19 protein-coding genes are annotated in these 22115 nt (G+C 63.5%); 7 read left to right on the top strand and 12 right to left on the bottom strand.

The genetic code is table 11. The features are described 5' to 3' along the window. The first annotated feature begins 54 nt into the window (after window positions 1-54). Both malQ and ACFQX9_RS13780 read left to right on the top strand, forming a co-directional pair. Entirely contained in the window at window positions 55-2016 is a 1962-nt protein-coding gene (gene malQ, locus ACFQX9_RS13785) for a 4-alpha-glucanotransferase (protein WP_018454058.1), read from the top strand. Window positions 2017-2058: 42 nt separating this feature from the next. Further along, complete coding sequence (locus ACFQX9_RS13780) at window positions 2059-3861, top strand: glycoside hydrolase family 15 protein (protein ID WP_018454059.1); 1803 nt, start codon at window positions 2059-2061, stop codon at window positions 3859-3861. Window position 3862: 1 nt separating this feature from the next. Here the strand turns inward: ACFQX9_RS13780 and ACFQX9_RS13775 are convergent, their stop codons facing one another. From ACFQX9_RS13775 to ACFQX9_RS13750, 6 genes are read right to left on the bottom strand one after another with little or no spacing between them, the layout of a single operon-like run. Continuing rightward, a complete protein-coding gene (locus ACFQX9_RS13775; RefSeq protein WP_018454060.1) occupies window positions 3863-4675 on the bottom strand; it encodes a Cof-type HAD-IIB family hydrolase in 813 nt (270 codons plus the stop codon). Window positions 4676-4709: 34 nt separating this feature from the next. Beyond that, window positions 4710-5240: a gluconokinase gene (locus ACFQX9_RS13770; protein WP_026232661.1), complete on the bottom strand. Its 531-nt coding sequence runs from the start codon at window positions 5238-5240 to the stop codon at window positions 4710-4712. After that, window positions 5227-5979, bottom strand: a complete 753-nt coding sequence (pgl, locus tag ACFQX9_RS13765) for a 6-phosphogluconolactonase (RefSeq protein ID WP_085395695.1) — start codon at window positions 5977-5979, stop codon at window positions 5227-5229. Before pgl ends, ACFQX9_RS13770 begins: the two co-directional genes overlap by 14 nt. Then, on the bottom strand, window positions 5976-7487 hold the full coding sequence (gene zwf / locus ACFQX9_RS13760; RefSeq protein WP_018454061.1) for a glucose-6-phosphate dehydrogenase: 1512 nt from the start codon (window positions 7485-7487) through the stop codon (window positions 5976-5978). The genes pgl and zwf overlap by 4 nt, the downstream gene beginning before the upstream one ends. 28 nt (window positions 7488-7515) lie before the next feature. Next, window positions 7516-8514: a phosphogluconate dehydrogenase (NAD(+)-dependent, decarboxylating) gene (gene gnd, locus ACFQX9_RS13755; protein ID WP_085351901.1), complete on the bottom strand. Its 999-nt coding sequence runs from the start codon at window positions 8512-8514 to the stop codon at window positions 7516-7518. A 13-nt stretch (window positions 8515-8527) separates the two neighbouring features. After that, entirely contained in the window at window positions 8528-11377 is a 2850-nt protein-coding gene (locus ACFQX9_RS13750; RefSeq protein WP_085361501.1) for a bifunctional transaldolase/phosoglucose isomerase, read from the bottom strand. Between the two features lie 308 nt (window positions 11378-11685). On the opposite strand from ACFQX9_RS13750, the gene ACFQX9_RS13745 reads away from it, so the two are divergent. The 4 genes from ACFQX9_RS13745 to ACFQX9_RS13730 all read left to right on the top strand — a co-directional run bounded on the left by ACFQX9_RS13745 (window position 11686) and on the right by ACFQX9_RS13730 (window position 17408). Further along, a complete protein-coding gene (locus tag ACFQX9_RS13745) occupies window positions 11686-12336 on the top strand; it encodes a hypothetical protein (protein ID WP_085351899.1) in 651 nt (216 codons plus the stop codon). Window positions 12337-12635: 299 nt separating this feature from the next. Next, complete coding sequence (locus ACFQX9_RS13740) at window positions 12636-14579, top strand: PrkA family serine protein kinase (RefSeq protein ID WP_018454065.1); 1944 nt, start codon at window positions 12636-12638, stop codon at window positions 14577-14579. Window positions 14580-14598: 19 nt separating this feature from the next. Further along, a complete protein-coding gene (locus ACFQX9_RS13735; RefSeq protein ID WP_026232663.1) occupies window positions 14599-15876 on the top strand; it encodes a YeaH/YhbH family protein in 1278 nt (425 codons plus the stop codon). After that, complete coding sequence (locus ACFQX9_RS13730; protein ID WP_007613791.1) at window positions 15873-17408, top strand: SpoVR family protein; 1536 nt, start codon at window positions 15873-15875, stop codon at window positions 17406-17408. The genes ACFQX9_RS13735 and ACFQX9_RS13730 overlap by 4 nt, the downstream gene beginning before the upstream one ends. 215 nt (window positions 17409-17623) lie before the next feature. Here the strand turns inward: ACFQX9_RS13730 and ACFQX9_RS13725 are convergent, their stop codons facing one another. From ACFQX9_RS13725 to ACFQX9_RS13700, 6 genes are all read right to left on the bottom strand, one after another. After that, window positions 17624-18061, bottom strand: a complete 438-nt coding sequence (locus ACFQX9_RS13725) for a DUF1801 domain-containing protein (protein WP_317245831.1) — start codon at window positions 18059-18061, stop codon at window positions 17624-17626. A 2-nt stretch (window positions 18062-18063) separates the two neighbouring features. Then, window positions 18064-18282: a hypothetical protein gene (locus ACFQX9_RS13720; RefSeq protein WP_026232665.1), complete on the bottom strand. Its 219-nt coding sequence runs from the start codon at window positions 18280-18282 to the stop codon at window positions 18064-18066. 44 nt (window positions 18283-18326) lie between these two features. Next, on the bottom strand, window positions 18327-18758 hold the full coding sequence (locus ACFQX9_RS13715) for an SRPBCC domain-containing protein (protein ID WP_317245832.1): 432 nt from the start codon (window positions 18756-18758) through the stop codon (window positions 18327-18329). Then, entirely contained in the window at window positions 18755-19081 is a 327-nt protein-coding gene (locus ACFQX9_RS13710) for an ArsR/SmtB family transcription factor (RefSeq protein ID WP_377788916.1), read from the bottom strand. Before ACFQX9_RS13710 ends, ACFQX9_RS13715 begins: the two co-directional genes overlap by 4 nt. 81 nt (window positions 19082-19162) lie before the next feature. Next, window positions 19163-19612, bottom strand: a complete 450-nt coding sequence (locus ACFQX9_RS13705; RefSeq protein ID WP_085385332.1) for a DsrE family protein — start codon at window positions 19610-19612, stop codon at window positions 19163-19165. A 32-nt stretch (window positions 19613-19644) separates the two neighbouring features. Then, window positions 19645-20265, bottom strand: coding sequence for a hypothetical protein (locus ACFQX9_RS13700; protein WP_377788914.1), 621 nt, complete (start codon window positions 20263-20265; stop codon window positions 19645-19647). Between the two features lie 297 nt (window positions 20266-20562). Here ACFQX9_RS13700 and ACFQX9_RS13695 point away from each other — a divergent pair, with 297 nt between their 5' ends. Beyond that, window positions 20563-22113, top strand: coding sequence for an SUMF1/EgtB/PvdO family nonheme iron enzyme (locus ACFQX9_RS13695; protein ID WP_085351894.1), 1551 nt, complete (start codon window positions 20563-20565; stop codon window positions 22111-22113). The last annotated feature ends 2 nt before the right edge of the window (window positions 22114-22115 follow it).

Genomic DNA, 22115 nt, shown 5'->3' with positions numbered 1-22115 from the left:
CCTCGTTAAAATCGATGCCCCCGGCCACAAAATGGCCTGCAAGCTGCGTGCCGAATGGATCTTTTAGCTCAAGCCCGGATCAAGGGCGTTCAATCCGAATTCGTCGATGCCCTCGGAAAGCTGCGGGTCACCGATCCCGTGGCCCTCAAATCCATCCTCGACGCCTTGCCGGAAAAGCGGGTTTACCGCTTCGTCAGCGGGCCTGTGGTGGTACGCGCCTTGGGCCATCCGCGCACCGAATTGGTGACGATCGGTGCGCCGCCGCTCAAATGGAAGATGACCGGCAACGGCAATTTGATCGCGCAAGGTGAGACGCGCGAGCCCGTGATTGCCTGGCCGGCCGGCCTGCCGCTCGGCTATCACCGGCTGACGCTGACGGATGCCGGAGGCGTGACGGAAGAGGTGCCGATGATCGTGGCGCCGGAGCGGGCCTTCGGCGGCGATTTCGACCGGGGCTGGCTGCTTGCCGTGCAGCTCTACAGCGTCCGCTCGGACCGCAATTGGGGCATCGGCGATTTCACCGACCTCGCCGGTCTGGTCCGGCTCGCGAAGCAGTTGGGCGCCGACGGCGTCGGGCTCAATCCCCTGCATGTGTTGTTCGATGACCATCCGGCCGATTGCAGCCCCTATTCGCCGAACAGCCGGCTGTTTCTCAATCCGCTCTATATAGACGTCGAGGCGATCCCGGAATTTTCCCCCGACCTCGTCCCCGATGCGGCCGCGACCGCCGCGCGGCTCCGCGACGGTGATCGTGTGCCCTATCCGGACATGGCGGCCTTGAAATGGTTGGCCTTGCGTGCCGCCTTCGACAGCTTCGTGAAAACCGCGAGCGGCGTCCGCCGCAACCAGTTCGACGCCTTCCGGGCGGCTCGCGCGCCGCTGTTGTCCCGTTTTGCCTGCTTCGAGGTGCTACGCCATCGCTTTGCGGCGCCGTGGTGGGAATGGCCGCAGGAATGGCAAAAGCCGGATGAGACGAAATGCGCCGAGCTGCGCAACGGCCCGGACAAGCACGAGGTCGAGTTCGTCGAATTCGTGCAATGGACCGCCGATAGCCAGTTGCATGCGGCCAAGGAGCTGGCCGGCCAGCTCGGCATGCGGGTCGGGCTCTATCTTGACGTTGCCGTCGGCGTGCAGTCGAACGGCTTCGATGCTTGGAACGAGCAGGAGGCGATTTCTCGTCATCTCGCCGTCGGCGCGCCGCCGGACGTGCTCAATACCATTGGCCAGGATTGGGGCTTGGCCGGCTTCAATGCCGGCGGCCTGGAGGCGCAATCCTTCGTGCCATTCGCCGATATGCTCGCGGCTTCGATGCGCCATTCCGGAGCCATCCGTCTCGATCACGTGCTCGGCTTGAAGCGGCTTTATCTGGTGCCGCGCGGCTTCAAGCCCGACAACGGCGCCTATGTGCAGATGCCGTTCGAGGCGCTGCTGGCGACCGTGGCGCGGGAGAGCGCGGCCCATAAGTGCATCGTCATCGGCGAGGACCTCGGCACGGTGCCGGAAGGTTTTCGCGAGACCATGCAGGATTTCGGCATCTGGTCCTACCTCGTCATGATGTTCGAGCGCGACGATGCCGGTCACTTCCGGCCCGTCGATCACTACCGGCCCAACGCGCTGGTGACGTTGAACACGCATGATCTGTCGACCTATGCCGGCTGGCGCTCTTTCAGCGATCTCAAGATGAAGCGCTCGCTCGGGCTCGATCCCGGCGAGAACGATCAGGCCCGCTGGGATGCGCTCGGCCTGCTCGACGAGATCCTGCGTGCCAACGGCATCCGTGCCAATGATGTCTATTCGGTGCTCGCCTTCCTGTCGCGCACGCCGTCGCGGCTGCTTGCGGTGTCGCTGGAGGATCTGCTCGGCGTGATCGACCAGCCCAACATTCCCGGTACGATTGACGAGCATCCGAACTGGCGCCAGCGCCTGCCTGTGACGCTCGACAAGATCGTTTCGAAGGTCGATGTCGCAGCCTTGAAGGCCGCGACACGGGAACGCTCGTTACCCGGCGGGCGTTGATCGCCGGGGTCTCCGGACGTCGTTTTCGAGGCTCGCACGACATTGTCTCAGAGGATTGAAGATTATGCGCTGATCGGCGACTGCGAGACCGCGGCGCTGGTCGGCCGCAACGGCTCGATCGACTGGCTGTGCTGGCCGGCCTTCGATTCCGATGCCTGCTTTGCCGCGCTCCTCGGCACGCACAAGAACGGCCGCTGGCTGATCGCGCCGAGCGAGGACGTCACCGCGACGTCGCGCCGCTATCTCGGCGACACCCTCATCCTCGAAACGCGCTTTGAGACTGACGGCGGCACCGTTGCGCTGATCGACTTCATGCCGCCGCGCGGCAAGGCCTCCGACATCGTGCGGCTGGTCCGCGGTGTCAGCGGCACGGTGAAGATGCGGATGGAGCTCGTCATCCGCTTCGGCTTCGGCGTCGACATCCCGTGGGTGCGGCGGATCGACCATTCCCTGCTGGCGGTCGCCGGGCAGGACATGACCGTGCTGCGGACACCGGCCAAGACCCGAGGCGAGGATCTGACCACGGTTTCCGATTTCGAGGTGAAGGCCGGCGAGACCGTGCCGTTCGTGCTGACCTACGGCCCCTCGCATCTCGAGCCGCCCGCGCCAATCGATCCGGAGGTCGCACTCAAGGAGACCGAGAAATTCTGGCAGGACTGGTGCAGCCACTGCAATCGCGATGGCGACTATCGCGACCTGATCGTGCGCTCGCTGATCACACTCAAGGCGCTGACCTTCGCTCCGACCGGCGGCATCGTCGCGGCGCCGACCACCTCGTTGCCGGAGAAGCTCGGCGGCGCCAGGAATTGGGACTACCGCTTCTGCTGGCTGCGCGATGCCACCTTCACGCTGCTGGCGCTGATGAACTCGGGTTACACCGAGGAAGCCTCGGCCTGGCACAATTGGCTGTTGCGTGCGGCGGCAGGCTCACCGGCGAACATGCAGATCATGTACGGCATCTGGGGCCAGCGGCGGCTGCTGGAATGGGAGGCCGGTTGGCTCGATGGCTACGAGGGCGCACAGCCGGTGCGCGTCGGCAATGCCGCGCATGCGCAGCTCCAGCTCGACGTCTACGGCGAACTGATCGACGCCTTCCACCAGTCGCGGATGGCCAAGCTCAAGCTCGACGACGAGAGCTGGGCGCTGGAATGCGCCGTGCTCAAGCATCTCGCCGAAGTCTGGGACCAGCCCGATCACGGCATCTGGGAGCGGCGCGGACAGCCGAAGCACTATGTCTTCTCCAAGGTGATGACCTGGGTCGCCTTCGACCGCGGCATCAAGAGCGCCGAGACCTTCGGCTTCAAGGCGCCGCTGCTGCACTGGCGCACCTTGCGCGACGCCATTCATCGCGACGTCTGCAACCGGGGCTTCGACGCGGAGGAGAATGCCTTCGTGGAGTCCTACGGCTCGAAGCTGCTCGATGCCAGCGTGCTGCTGCTGCCGTCCGTTGGCTTCCTGGAAGCGTCGGATCCGCGCATTCGCGGCACCATCGCGGCGATGGAAAAGCACATGATGCCTGACGGCTTTGTGCTGCGGCACGATCCGCGCGAAGTGTCCGAGGAGAAGCAGCCGATCGAGGGCGCCTTCCTCGCCTGCAGCCTGTGGCTGGCAGATGCCCATGTACTGGCGGGCGATCTCGACAAGGCGCAAGCGTTGTTCGATCGCGTGGTCGGTGTCGCGAATGATGTGGGACTGCTGGCCGAGGAATATGATTCAGGCGCCAGGCGTCAGACCGGCAATTTCCCGCAGGCGCTGACTCATATCGCGCTGGTCAACACCGCGCATAACCTGTCGGCCGCAAGGCAGGGCAGCAAGAAGCCCGCGATGCAGCGGTCGAAGCAGTGACCTAGGTGACCTCGTTCCGCTTCAAAATCATCTCCATCGCTTCCGCAAAACCGTCCTGCTCGTTGGTCGCGGTGACGTGGGTCGCCTGGTCCTTGACGTTGTCGGCCGCATTGCCCATTGCGATCGAAACGCCGCTGACGCGAAACATCGCGAGGTCGTTCTGCATGTCGCCGATGGTGGCGACCGCGTCCGTTGAAATGCCGAGGCGCTTGGCCATGGCTTGCACGAATGTGCCCTTGTCGAAGCCGGGCGGGGTGATGTCGAGGTAATAGGTCTGCGAGCGCACCGCCATCGCCTCGCTGCCGAGCGCCTTCTGCATCGCCTTCTCGCAAGCTTCGAGGCCGGCTGCATCGGCGCTGGCCCCGACGATCTTGCAGGCGCTCGCGAGATACGGCGAGAAATCCGTCACGATGGTCGGGTCGGAGCGGATGGTGTGCTGCTCATGTGCCACGTATTGGCCATCAGGCTTGTCGATCAGCCATTTGTCGGTGGTGAACAGCCAGATGTCGGCGCCGAAGTCCCGCAGAATTTGCAAGCTTCGCTCGGCCGCCGCGGCGGGGATGAGATGCTGTTCGACCGGAGTCATCTCGGGGTCGACGATCGAGGAGCCGTTGAACGGGCCGACCGGCAGCCAGAGCGCCAGGGGTTCGATCAGGAAACGCATGCCGATCGCGGGGCGGCTCGACGTAATCGTGAAGCCGATACGGGCCTGGTGCAGACGCTGAACCGCGGACCTCGCGCGGTCGGTCAGCGTCTTGTCCTTGGTCAGCAGCGTACCGTCGACGTCGGAGACGACGAGCGAGATTTTTGTCATGACGGTCCCTTGGGTGTTTCTTGGGTGTTTGGCCTCAGCGTTTCGCGCCGCCCAGTTTCAACTGCCGCACCGCGCCATCTACGATCGCTTCCACGGATTCGTCGATCGAGACTGTGATCACGTGCTCGCCAGCCTCCGGCGGCTCCAGCGTGTTGAACTGGCTCGTCAGCAGGCCGGGCGGCATGAAGTGCCCCTTACGTTGCGCGAGGCGAGCGGCGATCAGCTCCTTCGTCCCCCTCAGGAAGATGAAGCGGACGTCGTCGCGTCCGCGCAGGAGCACGTCCCGATAAGTATGCTTCAGCGCCGAGCAGGCGATGATGACGTGCTCGCCCTTGTCACAGACCCTCGCGATCTCGTCGGCAATGGCGTTGAGCCAGGGCCAGCGGTCCTCGTCGGTGAGGGGATGGCCGGCCCGCATCTTCTCGACATTGCTGGCGGGATGAAAGCTGTCGCCGTCCTCGAAACGCCAGCCGAGGCGCTCGCCGAGCGCTTTTGCAACCGTGCTCTTGCCCGAGCCCGACACGCCCATCACGATCAATGCACAAGGTGCTTCAACGCCCGCCACGAATTCCCTCCGGAAGCGCGGCCTGGTCGACCAGCCAGACGGTCTCGCCATTCGAGCGCGCGCGTACAACCGGCAGAGTCTCGCCATTGAGCAGGCGCGTCAAGATCGGCTGCTTGTCGTGCCCCGCTATCTCGAACAGCATTTCGCGGCAGGACGCCAGCGCGGGCAGGGTGAGCGAGACCCGCGGCACGAAGGGGGCAACATTGGCCTTGGGGACGCCGACCACCCAGCGTCCCATCTCCTCGATCGCGGGGTAGCCCGGGAAGAGCGAAGCCGTGTGGCCGTCCGGCCCCGCGCCCATCAAGACCATGTCGAACAGCGGCCGTGCCGGATCCAGGCTTTCCGCGCCGTAGAAAGCCTGCAACTCGCGCGCATAGGCCTCGGCGCTCTGATCAGGGTCGTCAGCCGTCGTCGGGATCGGGTGAACATGGCCGGAGGGCGCGTTGCGATCGAGAAAGGTCGCGCGCGCGACCGCCATGTTGTTGAGGGGATCGCTTTCGGGCACGAAGCGCTCGTCACCGATGAACCAGTGCACGCGCTCCCACGGGATTTTTTCGCGCCAAGCCTCGCTGCCCAGCAGCTGGTAGAGCCTCTTTGGGCTGGAGCCGCCGGTCAGGCAGATCGCAATGCGCCCGGGATTGGCCGCGATTCGCGCCATCACCCGTCCGGCCGCGGTCCGCGCGAGAGCCTCGGCGTCGGCCTCGACGATCAGCTTCGGCTGTCCGGCCGTCGCCGTCACGAAAATTTACGCCAGCTTCGGCCGTCGCGGCGGAGCAATTCATCGGCGCAGGCGGGGCCGTCGCTGCCGGCTTGATAGGTCTCGATGCCGTTGCTGCCCGCGTTCTTCCAGGCGTCAAGGAACGGCTGCACCGCCTCCCATCCGGCTTCGATGCCGTCGGCACGCTGGAACAGGATGTTGTCGCCGATCATACAGTCGTAGATCAGCGTCTCGTAGCCGGTCGAGGGATCGGCCCGGAAATAGTCGCCATAGCGGAACTTCATCTCGACGCCGTCGATGGTGACGCTCGGCCCCGGGATCTTGGCGTTGAACTGGAGCTCGATGGTCTCGGTCGGTGCGATGCCGATCGTGAGGAAGTTCTGAGAGAGACGATCGACAGCCGTGCCTGAGAACATCGACAGCGGCGCCTGCTTGAACTTGATCGCGACTTCGGTGCGCTTGTGGCCGAGCGCCTTGCCGGTGCGCAAATAGAACGGCACGCCGGCCCAGCGCCAATTGTCGATCATCAGCTTCAGCGCGACATAGGTCTCGGTAGTGCTGCCGGGTTTGACGTCCTCGGTCTTGCGATAGTCCGGGATCTCATCGTCGCCGATGCGCCCTGCGAGATATTGGGCGCGCACCGAGCTCTTCAGCGCTTCCTCTTCGCTCGGGCGCTGAATCGAGGTCAGAATCTCGGCCTTCTCGGAGCGCACGGAATGGGCGTCGAAACGCGCCGGCGGCTCCATCGCGACCAGCGACATCAGCTGGAACAGGTGGTTCGGCACCATGTCGCGTAGCGCGCCGGTGGCGTCGTAGAAGCCGCCGCGATGGCCGACGCCGAGCTTTTCCTCCACCGTGATCTGGATGTGATCGATATGGTTGCGATTCCAGATCGGCTCGAACATGCCGTTGGCAAAGCGCAGCACCAGGATGTTCTGCACCGTCTCCTTGCCGAGATAGTGATCGATCCGGTAGATCTGGTGCTCGTCCATGATCTTCAGCAGCTCGCCATTCAGCGCGCGCGCCGAGGCGAGGTCGGTGCCGAACGGCTTTTCGATCACCAGGCGCCGCCACGCCCCGTTCTCCTTCATCATGCCGGTGCGGCCGAGCTCGCGCGCGGTCGGCGCGAACGCAGCCGGCGGGGTCGCGAGATAGAACAGCCGGTTGCCGCCGGTATCCTGCGCGCATTCCAGGGAATCCAGATGCTCACGCAGGCGATCAAAGGATGGCGGATCCTTTGCGTCGGCTTCGACGAAGGTCACGCATTCCAGCAGCTTCTTGGCAATGTCGTCGTCCACCGGCCGGGTCGCGAACTGGCGCAAGCCCTTCAACAGGCTGTCGCGCAGCTCGTTGTCCGACTGGCCCCGGCGGGCGACGCCGACCACGCAGAACTTTTCGGGTAACAGATGCTCGGCCGCCAGATTGTAGAGCGATGGCATCACCAGCCGATGGGTGAGGTCGCCGGTGACACCAAAGATGACGAAGGCGCAATTTTCCGGCTTGCGCTTGGCTTGCGGGTCTTTTGTCACGAACTATTGGCCTTCGTTCTGCTAATTGCTATTTCGGCTTCGAAGCAGCCGGCTGCTTCGGCTCCTTGTGGCCGCCAAAACCGGCTCGCATCGCTGAGAGAATTTTCTCGGCGAAAGTGTGTTCCTTGCGGGAACGGAAACGTGCGAACAGCGCCGCGGTCAGGACTTCGGCCGGCACGGCCTCGTCGATCGCCGCGTTCACGGTCCAGCGTCCTTCGCCGGAATCCTCCACGAAACCCGAATACTCCGCCAGTGCAGGGCTATCCGCGAGCGCGGTCGAGGTAAGGTCGAGCAGCCAGGACGGGATCACGCTGCCACGCCGCCACACCTCGGCGATATCGGCGAGATCGAAATCGTAACGATGATCCGCCGGCAAGGCCTCGATGTTGGCGTTCTTGAGGATGTCAAAACCTTCGGCGTAGGCCTGCATCAGGCCGTATTCGATACCGTTGTGGATCATCTTGACGAAATGACCGGCGCCGACGGGGCCGGCATGGATGTAGCCCTGCTCGATGCGGGGATCGCGCCCCTCACGTCCCTCCGTGCGCGGAATGTCGCCGGCGCCGGGCGCGAGCGCGGCGAAGATCGGATCGAGCCGATCGACGACCTGTTTCTCGCCGCCGATCATCATGCAATAGCCGCGGTCGAGGCCCCAGACGCCGCCGGAGGTGCCGACGTCGACATAGTGGATGCCGCGCTCCTTCAGCGCCTTGCCGCGGCGGACGTCGTCCTGCCAGAACGTGTTGCCGCCGTCGATGATGACGTCGCCTTCCTGCATCGCGCCCGCGATCGTGTCGATCGTGGTCTCGGTGATGTGGCCGGCCGGCAGCATCACCCAGGCCGTGCGCGGCCGCTCCAGTTTCGCAATGAACTCTTCGAGCGTCGCCGAGCCGACCGCGCCGTCTGCCGCAAGGCCGGCGACGGCCTTGGCGTCCTTGTCGTAGACCACGGTCGAATGTCCGTGGCGCATCAGGCGGCGAACGATGTTGCCGCCCATCCGGCCGAGGCCGATCATGCCGAGTTGCATTTGAGGAATTCCCTTAGTTCAGTGCCTCGTTGAGCGCCGCATTGAGCGCCGCGAGACCCTTCTTGAGCCCGCCCTTCAAGTGGACCCGCAGCGCGCGCCGGCCGCGCTCGGTAAGCACGTCGAAGTCGCCGCGCGCCTGCGCGGCCTTGATGACGCCGAAGCTGGCCTTCTGGCCCGGCACCGGCAGGTCCTTGGCATCGTCGGCGGTGATCTGGAGGAACACACCGCTGTCCGGCCCGCCTTTGTAGGCTTGCCCCGTCGAGTGCAGGAAGCGGGGGCCGAACTCGGCGCAGGTCGCAACGTGTCGTTTCTCGCGCACCTCGAGCCGCATGGCCTGGAGCGCGTCGATCGTCGCCTTGTCGCGGGCGATGTAGCCGAGCAGGGCGACATAGTCGCCATGATTGGAGCGCGACAGATGCGCCTTCAGCCAGGAGGTGAGGTCGCCGTTGGCGCCGGCAGCGCGCAGGGCTGCGGCATTGGTCTCGTCGGTGTAGAGATCGGCCTCGGTGGTGCTGACCACCGGCTGCTCGGCCGGCAGCGCGCCGGTCTTTTCGAACGAGGCGGTGAGCTCTCGGGTCTTGATCTTGGCCGCTTCCACGTCCGGCTGGTCGAACGGGTTGATGCCGAGGATGCTGCCCGCGACCGCCGTTGCCATCTCGAAGCGGAAAAACTCCTGGCCGAGATGGTCGATCGACTTCATCACGATGCGCACGACGGGATGGCCGGCCGCTTCGATCGCAGCAAGCTGCGAGTCATGGGCGGCGTCCGCTTCGCCCTCGATACGGATGTCGATGAAGAGCCGGTCATTGCCGTAGACCGCCGGCTCGCCCAGTGGCTCGCCGTCGATCGGGATCAGGCCCTTGCCGTCCTTGCCGGTCGATTCCGCGATGAGCTGCTCGGCCCAGGCGCCGAAATCGGCAATCTTCTTCGACGACAGGATCGTCACCTTGTCGCGGCCTTCGAGCGCTGCATGGCCCATGGCAAGGCCGAGCTGCACGCCGGGGTTCTCGGCCGGCGGCACGTCCGGTCCGCAGGAGCGGGCCATCGCAAGCGCGTGCTTGATGAAGGTCTTGATATCGACGCCCGCGGTTGCCGCCGGCACCAGGCCGAATGGCGAGAGCACCGAATAGCGTCCGCCGATGGAGGGCTCGCCGTGGAAGATGCGCGCATAGCTTAGCGTCTTCGCCGCCGTCTCCAGCGACGATCCGGGATCAGTGACCGCAATGAAGCGATGGCCGGTCTTGACCTTCGGTCCGACCGCCTGCGCGACGCGCTCGTGGAAATAATCCTTCATCGCATTCGGTTCGGTGGTGCCGCCGGACTTGCTGGAGACGATGAACACGGTGTTGGCGATGTCGATCCTGGCCTCCATTGCCCGCACCTGCGCCGGATCGGTGGAATCCAGCACGTGCAGCTTCGGGAACCCGGGCTTCTTGCCGAAGGTCTCGGCCAGCACCTCCGGCCCGAGGCTTGACCCGCCCATGCCGAGCACGACGGCGTCGGAGAATTTCTGGCCTTTCACGCGGCTGGCATAATCCTCATAATCGGCGACGTCGGCCTTGGCGGCGCTGTCGAGCCAGCCGAGCCATTTGTCCTCGTCGGTGCCGGTCCAGACCGATTTGTCCCGTTGCCACAGCCTGCGGATCTTTGCCGACGCGCGCCATTCCTCGGTGCTCTTGGTCACGGCCTTGCCGAGGCCGTCGCCGAGCGAGAGAAGCTGGCGGTCGATCGCAGGCCCGAGCACGGTGGCGCGCTTGTGGGCGACAGCGCCATAGAGCTTGTCGGCGGCGTCGGCGAACTGCTTGACGCCGTCCTTGACGAGTTCCTCGGTGATAGCATCGAGCGAGACGCCGGAGCGCTCCAGTTCTTCCAGCACGCGCCTGGCGTCGTCGACATTCTCTTCCAGGCTGTCCCGCGGCGTGCCGTGGTCGCGGAACGCATCCAATGTCGCCGGCGGCACGGTGTTGATGGTGTCGGGACCGATCAATTCCTCGACATAGAGGACGTCGCTGTAGTCCTTGTTCTTGGTGCCGGTCGAGGCCCACAGCATGCGCTGCGGCTTGGCGCCCTTGGCCGCGAGCTTGTCCCAGCGCGGACCTGAGAACAGGCGCTTGTAATCCTGGTAGGCGACCTTCGCATTGGCGATCGCGACCTTGCCCTTCAGCGCGGCGAGCCGTTCCTTCTCACTCGGGTCGTTGGCGCGGGCGATCTTCTCGTCGAGCTGTTTGTCGACCACCGAGTCGATACGGCTGACGAAAAAGCTCGCCACGCTCGCCACGTGCAAGGGGTCGCCGCCGCCTGCGACGTATGTCTCCAGGCCGGCGATATAGGCCTCGGCAACCTGCAGATAGACGTCCCTGGAGAACAGCAGCGTGATGTTGATGCTGATGCCGTCGCCGATCAGGGTCTCGATCGCCGGCAGGCCCTCCGGCGTCGCCGGCACCTTCACCATCAGGTTCTTGCGGTTGACGTCCTTCCAGAGCCGCCGCGCCTCGGTGACCGTGCCGGCGGTGTCCATCGCCAGATAGGGCGAGACTTCCAGGCTGACATAGCCGTCGCCGCCCTTGAGGCGGTCATAGACCGGACGCAGCACGTCGGCGGCGTTCTGGATGTCCTCGACCGCGACGGCCTCGAACAGGTCGGCGACCGACCGATCGCCGCGCTTCAACGCCTTGCCGATCGGCGCGTCGTACTCGTCCGAGCTCCCGATCGCTTTCTCGAAGATCGACGGGTTGGAGGTGACGCCCTTGACGCCGTCGGTATCGATCAGCCGCTTCAGGTCGCCCTTGGCGATGAAGCCGCGGGCCAGGAAGTCCAGCCAGACGGCTTGTCCGTGCTTTTCCAGTTCTTTGACGGGATTCATGATGCTAATTTATCTCCAAGCCTGCGGGCGAGGGGTTTCCGCGCCGGTCCTGACGCGCTATCCTCTAGCTTACATGCTTCCTTGAGGGAACCAATCAAGGGTATGGGCGTCATATCCTCCAGTGTAACTCCGTCGCGATCATGGCGATCCGCGTAGAGGGAGCCGAGTTGCGTAAAAGGTCGTTGGCCGTGAGGAATCGGCTAGGCCCTTGTTGTGTAACGCCAGCTGCCTCGCCTCGCCGCCAGCGGCTGCGTGGAGTACTCATCAGCGGATTCCGGTCCGCCTGATGCATCGTGGCTCGGTCGCGAATGGCCATGCTGGGGGAAAGCATGCAAGCACATCATGACCGTCTGGCGCTCGCTGTCACAGACAGCCCCCAGTCGGTCACGTCGACCGGATGCGTCGATGCGTCCCACGATCTCGAAATCGGTCCATGTACGACCCAACTGCGGTTGCTGATCGTTGCGGGTTTCGCCATGACGCTGCTCAGCGCAACGCTCGCCTTGGGCTGGTGGAACGCTTTTGGCGATTACGACACGACGGTCGGCTATGCCGGCGTGGTGGCGTTCGCCGCGATGACCGGCCGGCTGATCTGGATGCTCCCCGCCGAGCGGGCATCGGTGGTGATCGTCACCCCCTATGGCATTCGCGACCTTCGCATCGGCAATGAATTTCTGCTGTGGGACTCGATCGCGGAGATTTCGGCTGAAGAACGCCGCGGGCGCAAGGTGATCGTGCTGACGCCGACGCCGGCCTTGCAGAGGCAGCTCTGCAGCATCCGCGGCTTGGCCCGCGGTGTGACGGACGATCGCATCGTCATCCGGTCGGAGGGCCTGGCGACCGATTTTGATACACTGCTGCGCGTTTGCCGCGACTGTCACGCCGCCGGCGGTCCACGCACCGCATTGCAGCAGGAAGATGAACGCGCCACGCAAGGCTTCGCCGCACAAGCGTCATAAGATCGCCGTTCGCAGACGGCTATGATGCGGCGCCGGATGAACGCATCCCCGGTAATGCCCGGATGTTGCGAGCGAGTGACATTTTCTGGAAATGAGCCAATATAGACAAAGATTCGCTCAAATATCAGGCAGGTGCCTGTTCGTAACTCACCCTGTGCCTACGTTGTGCGTTGCGCCGAGAAGGCGCCCGGGTGTCGAATGATCGTCATGTGCTCACGCTGATTCGAGAGTGGCGCTAAGGAACGGTCCGGTCGCTGCTTTCGTTCAATTGTGTAGCGGAACTCACGCGGAGAGGGATCATGTACAACGATTCTCTATTCAACGCTTTCGCTAAGTCGTTCGAGGCGAGAAGCCAACACGACATGTCGATGGCGGAATATCTGGAATCGTGTCGAAGCGATCCCATGAAATACGCAAACGCGGCCGAACGACTGCTAGCAGCGATCGGTGAGCCCCAGACGATTGACACGGCCAAGGACCCACGCCTTGGCCGTATTTTTTTGAACCGCACGATCCGTACCTATCCGGCCTTCGCCGGTTTCTACGGCATGGAAGAAACCATCGAGCGCATCGTCGGTTTCTTCCGTCACGCGGCGCAGGGCCTCGAAGAGCGCAAGCAGATCCTGTATCTGCTCGGTCCGGTCGGCGGCGGCAAATCCTCGCTCGCTGAGCGGCTCAAGTCGCTGATGGAAGTGCATCCGATCTACGTGCTCAAGGCCGGCGACGAGCTCTCGCCCGTGTTCGAAAGCCCGCTCAGCCTGTTCGATCCGGATCAGCTCGGCCCGATGCTGGAAGAGAAATACGGCATTCCGCGCCGCCGTCTCACCGGCCTGATGAGCCCGTGGTGCTACAAGCGGCTGGAAGCCTTCGGCGGCGACATTTCCCAGTTTCGGGTTGCAAAGATCCAGCCGTCGCGGCTGCGCCAGATCGGGATCGCCAAGACCGAGCCGGGTGACGAGAACAACCAGGACATCTCCTCGCTGGTCGGCAAGGTCGACATCCGCAAGCTCGAAACCTACGCGCAGAACGATCCCGACGCCTACAGCTATTCCGGCGGCCTCAACCGCGCCAACCAGGGCGTGCTCGAATTCGTCGAGATGTTCAAGGCGCCGATCAAGATGCTGCACCCGCTGCTCACCGCGACGCAGGAAGGCAACTATATCGGCACCGAGAACATCGGCGCGATCCCCTTCACCGGCGTCATCCTTGCGCACTCCAATGAAGCCGAGTGGTCGAGCTTCAAGGCCAACAAGAACAACGAGGCCTTCATCGACCGCATCTGCGTGATCAAGGTGCCGTACTGCCTGCGGATCACGGAGGAGCAGAAGATCTACGAGAAGCTGATCCAGGGCTCCGAGCTCGCGGCCGCGCCTTGCGCGCCCGCGACGCTGGAAACGCTGGCGCGGTTCTCGGTGATGTCGCGCCTGCGCAAGCACGAAAATTCCACGATCTACGCCAAGATGAGGGTTTACGACGGTGAGAGCCTGAAGGAGACCGATCCGAAGGCGCGCAGCGTCCAGGAATATCGCGATGCCGCCGGCGTCGACGAGGGCATGGACGGTGTTTCCACCCGCTTTGCCTTCAAGATCCTGGCTGCGACCTTCAACCACGATCCGCAGGAAGTCGCCGCCGACGCGGTGCATCTGATGTACGCGCTGGAGCAATCGATCAAGCGCGAGCAACTGCCCGAGGAAGTCGAGAAGCGCTACCTCGAATTCATCAAGGCCGACCTTGCGCCGCGTTATGCCGAGTTCATCGGCAACGAGATCCAGAAGGCTTATCTCGAATCCTACTCGGATTACGGCCAGAACCTGTTCGACCGCTACGTCGACTACGCCGATGCCTGGATCGAGGACCAGGATTTCAAGGACGCCGACACCGGCCAGCTGCTGGATCGTGAGCTTTTGAACCAGGAGCTGACCAAAATCGAGAAGCCGGCGGGCATCGCCAACCCGAAGGATTTCCGCAACGAGGTGGTCAAATTCTCGTTACGGTCGCGCGCCCAGAACGGCGGCAAGAATCCGACCTGGATCTCCTACGAGAAGATTCGCGATGTGATCGAAAAGCGGATATTCTCCCAGGTTGAGGACCTGCTTCCGGTCATCTCCTTCGGGTCGAAGAAGGACGGCGAGACGGAGAAGAAGCACGGCGAGTTCGTCGCACGCATGGTGGAGCGCGGCTACACCGAGCGTCAGGTTCGCCGGCTCGTCGAATGGTACATGCGCGTGAAGCAGGCCGGTTGAGGCGGATGGAAAAGTGCCGATTCACATTATTGACAGGCGCCTGAATCCAGGCGGCAAGAGTCTCGAGAACCGGCAGCGGTTCTTGCGTCGGGCCAAATCCCTGGTGCAGGGCGCCGTCAAGAAGACCTCGCAGGAACGCGACATCAAGGACGTCCTGGAGGGTGGCGAGGTCACCATTCCGCTCGACGGCATGCACGAGCCGCGTTTCCGCCGCGACGGCGGAACGCGCGACATGGTGTTGCCCGGAAACAAGAAGTTCATCGAGGGCGACTATCTCCAGCGCTCCGGCCAGGGCAGTGCCAAGGATTCCGGTCCGGGCGAAGGCGACAGCGAGGACGCCTTCCGCTTCGTGCTCAGCCGCGACGAATTCGTCGATCTCTTCCTCGATGACCTCGAACTTCCTGATCTCGCCAAGCGCAAGATCGCGCAGACCGAGAGCGAGGGCATCCAGCGCGCCGGCTACACCACGTCGGGCTCGCCATCCAACATCTCGGTGAGCCGGACGGTTCGGCGCGCAATGGCGCGCCGTATCGCGCTCAAGCGTCCCAGCAAGGAGGAGATCGAAGAGCTTGAATCCGCCATCGCTGCCTGCGCAGATGAGGACGAGCGTCTGCTGCTGCTAGCCCAGCTCGAAAAACTGAAGGCGAAATCCAAGCGCATTCCCTTCATCGATCCGCTCGACATCCGCTACCGCCGCTTCGAGACGGTTCCAAAGCCCGTTGCCCAGGCTGTGATGTTCTGCCTGATGGACGTGTCTGGCTCGATGTCCGAGCACATGAAGGATCTCGCCAAGCGCTTCTACATGCTGCTCTACGTATTTCTGAAGCGCCGCTACAAGCATGTCGACATCGTCTTCATCCGCCACACCGATCGCGCCGAGGAGGTGGATGAGCAGACCTTCTTCTATGGCCCGGCTTCCGGCGGCACGCTGGTCTCCAGCGCGCTGCAGGCCATGCACGAGATCGTGCGCGAACGCTTCAGCCCGTCGGACTGGAATATCTACGCTGCGCAAGCTTCCGACGGCGACAATTCCTATTCCGACGGCGAGCTCGCGGGCATGCTGCTGACCGACAAAATCCTGCCGGTCTGCCAGTTCTTCGCCTATCTCGAGGTCGGCGAGTCCGGCGGCAGCGCCTTCGATCTGTCCGACTCCTCGCTCTGGACCCTCTACGAGCGCTTGCGCAACAGCGGCGCACCGCTCTCGATGCGCAAGGTCAGCGAGCGCAGCGAAATTTTTCCGGTGTTCCACGATCTGTTTCAGCGCCGCGACACTGCCCAGGAGAAAGCCGCTCCATGACGGAACGCTTGTTCGAAGGCGCCGATTGGGATTTTCACACCTTGCAGCGCATCACGGATGCCTGCGAGGAGGTGGCGACGAAAGATCTCGGGCTCGACGTCTATCCGAACCAGATCGAAGTCATCACCGCCGAGCAGATGCTGGACGCCTATTCGTCGGTCGGCATGCCGCTGTTCTACAAGCACTGGTCGTTCGGAAAGCACTTTGCGTATCACGAGGCCTCATACCGCAAGGGCCTCATGGGCCTCGCCTATGAGATCGTGATCAACTCCTCGCCCTGCATCTCCTACCTGATGGAAGAGAACACGGCGACGATGCAGACCCTGGTGATCGCGCACGCCGCCTTCGGCCACAATCACTTCTTCAAGAACAACTATCTGTTCAAGCAGTGGACCGACGCCGACGGCATCCTGGACTATCTGGATTTCGCCAAGAACTACGTCATGCAATGCGAGGATCGCTACGGCCGGGTGGAGGTCGAGCGCACCCTCGATGCCGCGCATGCGTTGATGTCGCATGGGATCGACCGCTATCCCGGCAAGAAGAAGCTCGACCTCCGCGCCGAAGAGAAGCGGGCAGGGCGCCGCCGCCAGCACGAGGAGGAGGTCTTCAACGACCTCTGGCGCACCGTGCCGGCGGGAAAGAGCAAGACCCGGTCCGCGCTCAGCATCGAACGCCGCCGCAAGCTGCTCGGCCTGCCGCAGGAGAACCTGCTGTATTTCCTCGAGAAGAGCGCGCCGCGGCTGGCGCCCTGGCAGCGCGAGCTGTTGCGCATCGTCCGCCACATCGCGCAATATTTCTATCCGCAGAGCCAGACCAAGGTGATGAACGAGGGGACGGCGACCTACGTCCACTATCGCATCATGACCAAGCTGCATCAGCAGGGCCGCATCAGCGACGGCAATTTCCTCGAATTCCTGCAGTCGCACACCAATGTCGTGTTCCAGCCCGAATTCGATGACCAGCGCTTTTCCGGCTTTAATCCCTATGCGCTCGGCTTCGCCATGATGCAGGACATCGAGCGCATCGTCACCAGGCCGGAAGACGAGGACCGCGAATGGTTCCCGGACATCGCCGGCAAGAACGACGTGATGGGCGTGCTGCGCGACGTCTGGGCCAACTACCGCGACGAGAGTTTCATCGCCCAGTTCCTGAGTCCGAAGCTGATGCGGCACCTCCGCATGTTCCACCTGCATGATGACCCCGAGGAACGCGCCGGCATCCGGGTCGACGCCATTCACGACGAGCGGGGCTTCCGCCGCGTTCGGCGCGAGCTGGCACGGCAGCACGATGTCGGCTACATCGACGCGAATATCGAGGTGGTCGACGTCGATCTCTCCGGCGACCGGCGGCTGATCCTGCATCACCATGTCATCAAGGGCGCGCAGCTCAACGAGACCGACGCCAAGCGCGTGCTCCAGCATCTGGCCGATCTCTGGACCTACGACGTCGCACTGATCGAGGTCGACGCCAATGACAAGGTGCTGCGCGAATATGTCGTGAGCCCGCGCCCGATCTCGGCGGTGGCCTGACGCTGCTGACTATGCGGAGCAATACGGCGAGATGCGCGTTGATGCGCCCTCGCCCCTTGTGGGAGAGGGCGGCGACGCTCGGAGACACAAGCTCACTGCGGTGAGGGGTATCTCTCAACGTTTCCCGTGTCGATAGAGACCCCTCATCCGGCGCTTCGCGCCACCTTCTCCCACAAGGGGAGAAGGAAAGCGTTCGTGGCTCCACAACGGCTGTTCTATCCGGAACGTTTCGCCGGCTTCTTCTTGGACGCATTCAGCGCCACGGCTGCGCGGATCAGCGCCTTCAACGCCTTCTCGTTGATCTTCTCGCCTTCGCGAATATCGATCGCGCGCCGCACGTTGCCGTCGAGGCTCGAGTTGAACAGGGCGGCTGGATCGTCCAGCGCTGCGCCCTTGGCAAAGGTCATCTTCACCACGGCCTTGTAGGTCTCGCCGGTGCAGATGATGCCGTCGTGCTCCCACACCGGAACGCCGCGCCATTTCCATTCCTCGACGACGTCAGGATCGGCCTCCTTGATCAGGCCGCGGATTCGTCCGAGCATGTCGCCGCGCCAGTCGCCGAGCTCCTTGATCCTGCCGTCGATCATCCTGGATGGCGAAGCGCCATCCGCCTTCGTCGCGCTGCTGTTTTTCACGGTGACGGCCTTCTTCATGTTCACGCCTCTTGTCGGGCGCCGCGGCTGCGGCCGAGATATGGCAGCGCGAACATGTAGAGTCCGGTCGCAAGCAATGGGATCAATGGGACGAAGGCGAGCAAGCCGATCCACGTCGCCTGGACTTGCAGCGTCAGGGCGACGATGTTGGCGATGACGGCAAGCGTGAAAGCGATCGACAGCCAACGATGGATCTGTCGAACCCACATGTTTCCGGTCAATGAAACCTCCTCTTGAGATGATTGAATGAAGGCCGGCGGCCAAGCTAGTCTGCCCTTGCCAGCAGCTCGTCCAGCTTGGCGAGAAACTGCTTCCAGCCGGCATGCGCGCCGCCAAAAGCCTGCTTCTGCGTCGGGCTGAAGCCCGCTTGCTCGACGCGCAGATGCGTGCCTGCGCCCGCCGGCGTCAGCGTGAAGGTCACGACGCTCTTGAGATCGAACGCCGCGTCGTCATGCGAGAAATTCCAGGTGTAGGCGAGTGTCTTCTGCGGCTCGATGGTGAGGACCTCGCAGTCCAGCACGCCGCCCCACTCGCCGCGAAGGTTGAAGCGGTGGCCCACGTTCGGCTTGAAGTCGTTCTTCATCAGCCATTCCTCGATCAGATGTGGCTGCGTCAGCGCGCGCCAGATCCGCTCTGCCGGAAAGGCATATTCGCGCTCGACGACGACAGATCGGGTTTCGGTGGGGGATTCGTTCATTGGTCCATCCTCTTCAGGAGATCGTCGAGCGCATCGAGCCGGTTCTGCCAGAATCCGGTCATCTGGCTGGTCCAGTCGATCAGCGGATTGAGCGCGCCGGGCTGGGCGCTATAATGCTTCTGCCGCCCTTGATGCCTGTCGCGCACCAGGCCAGCCTGCTTCAGCGCGCCGAGATGTTTTGAGACCGCGGGCTGGGAAACGCCCGACAGTGCTGTCAGGGCCCCGACCGTCTGTTCGCCCTCGCGGCACAATCGCTCGAAGATCGCCCGACGGGTGGGGTCGGCGAGCGTCCTGAACAAAAGGTCGTGGGCGGTGGCGGGCATAAAATCCATAACCTGCAAGTTATGGATATATTCATAACCCTGGGGTTATGTGTACGTCAAGGGGGTGTCGAGCGCCGGCCCCTACGGCCGCAGATAGAGATAACCCTGCGACTGGAGCTCGGCCAAACGGACGACGCCACCCTTCTCCGCGCTGACGAAGCCCGGCAGCAGATCCGTGAGCGTGACGTTCTGCGCCTTCATCGTGTTGCCGCAGGCGGCAAGCTCGACGCCATCCTTGGAAAAATCGCCGACGCGCTTGCTAATGTCAGGGTTGGCCTGCGCCGAGTGAAACGCCTTCAGTGCCGGGCCGTGGATCACCAGCGCGATCGTCACATGGTCGGGGCCGCCGACGCCATCGATGTGGTTCTGGATGTTGCCGAGGACGAAGTTGACCTTCTCGGCATCGCTCAGGTGATAGACCACCTTCAGCTTGTTGCCCGTGCCGGCCTCGGTCGCGGCCTTCGCGCTGGAGGCGCCAAGTGCCGCGCCCAGGCCTGAGACGGCGCTCCACAAGATGTTCCGGCGGTTCATGACGATCTCCCCTCGATTGTGCCGGACACATATCATTTGTGGCGAAACGCGGCGAGTTCCTTGCGGTCGGTCACGAGCGAGGCGCATTCCTTATTGTCCGTTCGATCTAGGCGGAAAATCCCGTCGTCGGCCCCGGCGACCAGTGACAGTTCGGCATCCTCGTCCGGCTTGTTGTTCTGCCAGACCCTGACCCGCGCCAGCCGCACGACCGCCGATTTGTCGTCCTTCGAGAGCGCGACGCCGATGCCGCCGCCCTCGCAGTCGACGCCGCAACCGAGGCGGATTTCGGTGCCGTCCTTGGTGAACACGGCGTGATGACAGGAGCCGCTGGAATCGAAATCGCCGGAGCGGTGACGATATCTGAAGCCGAGGCGGAAGGAGTTGTGGAGCTGCTTGTCTTCGGTGTCCATCTCCGCCGAGATCAGCAGCTTCATCGAGGCGACCTTCTGCTTCGGATGGTGCGCCAGATGCTCGGCATCGTAGCGGCGCACGAAGCAGGCATAGGCCTTGTTGCCGGGTTCGCCGGCATACATGCGCACGTTGAAGGTTTCGGCTTCGGCCTTGCTGGCCTCACGGATATCGTCGGCCTCCTCGGCGTGAGCGGCGCCGCCGAGCGCGGCAAGGAAGACGGCCGCAACGAGAAAAGACTTCATGATGGCCGCAGCAGCTGAGCTGTACGCTGTAGACGCAGCCCCGGTGCGACGCGTTCAACGTCCGCACAGCTGACAGCATCATCGCAGGGCGGAGCGAGGTGATTAGTTCCACGCCGGGCATTAGTCGTCGGTGGGGTCCTGAAGGTTCATTCGACGTGACGCCTTCGCCTTTCGGAACTCGGCGCCTGCGATTCCACGGACATTGCCCGATTCCATCGATGTGATAGCCTTCACAGACGATCGCCTTTGGCAGTCGTAGGCTGGGGTCTGCCTTTGCAAGTTTGTGGAGTCCCCGCAATGGGCGAAATTCGCAACTTCAGATCCGGGAATGACGAGCCGCCTTCGCACGGCCCTATGCCTCGTCGCCTCGCGGCCATCATTGTCGGTGACATCGCTTCCTACAGCCGCCTGATGCAGGCCGACGAAGAGGGCACGCACGTCCGCGTCAAGCGGATCGAGCGGGATCTCATCCAGCCCAGCATCGTCGAGCACAACGGAAGTCTGGTGAAGACGACGGGCGATGGCTTCATCGCGATTTTCGACAGTCCGGTCGAGGCCGTCCGATGCAGCATCGTCATCCAGCAGAATCTCATCGGCCGCAACGCCTCGCTTCCGAAGAACACCCGGATCGAGTACCGGATTGGCGTCAATCTCGGTGACGTCATCGTGGAGCCTGACGACGTCTACGGCGACGGCGTCAATATCGCCACGCGTATCGAGGGCATCGCCGAGCCAGGCCAGGTCTTTATCTCCGGCGCGATCTACGAGCAGATCAAGCACAAGGTCGTGTGCGGTTACGAGTCGCTCGGGGACCGCAAGGTCAAGAACATCACCGATCCCGTGCGCGTTTATAAAGTGCTGCCGGATGCAGACGCGGTCGGCAGGACGCGGGGGCGGCGCGAGAATGCCCTGATCTTTCTCCTGGGTATCACGCTGTCGGTGATGGCCGCCGGCGTGCTGTGGTATCTTCTGGCTCAGGCGCCGGGCAGGGTGGGCGAGCAGGCCGCCGTCACTCCCGCTTCTCCTGCCGCATCGCCGAGCCCGCAGCCTCCGCCGCGCGAAGCGGCGCCGCAGACGCCGCAGCCTTCTCCCTCGTCGGCCTCGTCATCTCCATCGCCCGCTCAGGCGCCAAATCAATCGACGAGTCAATCGGTAAGTCAATCGCCGATTCCCGTCCGCGAACCCGAGATGGTCGCCATTCGCGGCGGCAGCTTTGCGATGGGAAGCAACGACGACCCGACCGAGCGTCCCGTCCATCAGGTGACGGTGAAGCCGTTCTCGATCAGCAAATATCCCGTGACCGTGCAGGAATGGAACGAGTGCGCCGCTGCAAAGGCGTGCAGCTTCACCGCCATCGGCAAGGACGATGCGCCGGTCAGCAATGTGAGCTGGACCGACGCGCAGCAATATGCGGCCTATCTCGCCAAGGCGACGAAGAAGACGTATCGGCTTCCGAGCGAAGCCGAATGGGAATATGCCGCGCGGGGCGGAACGCAGACCAGATATTGGTGGGGCGACAAGCTGCAGCCGGGCATGGCCGGTTGCAAGGATTGCGGTGATCTCGCGGCCGAGCAGCCAGCGAAAGTCGGCAGCTTCAAGCCGAATCCGTTCGGGCTCCACGACATGGGCGGCGGCGTCGATCAGTGGGTCGAGGACTGCTGGCACAAGACCTATCAGGGCGCGCCCACCGACGGCTCGGCATGGAGCAGCGGGGACTGCAGCGCTCATGTCCTGCGCTCGGGCTCCTGGAAGAACGATTCGAGATATGTGCGGCCGTCCAACCGCGATGGCTACGACACCAATGTTCGTTACCCCACGCACGGATTCCGCGTGGCGCTCAGTCCTTAAGT

Origin of the sequence: Bradyrhizobium sp. GCM10028915 (assembly GCF_042666195.1) — a bacterium.
GTDB classification, from domain to species: domain Bacteria; phylum Pseudomonadota; class Alphaproteobacteria; order Rhizobiales; family Xanthobacteraceae; genus Bradyrhizobium; species Bradyrhizobium canariense_D.
The sequence above is the reverse complement of the archived record's forward strand: the minus strand, read 5'-3'. Positions and strand labels throughout refer to the sequence as shown.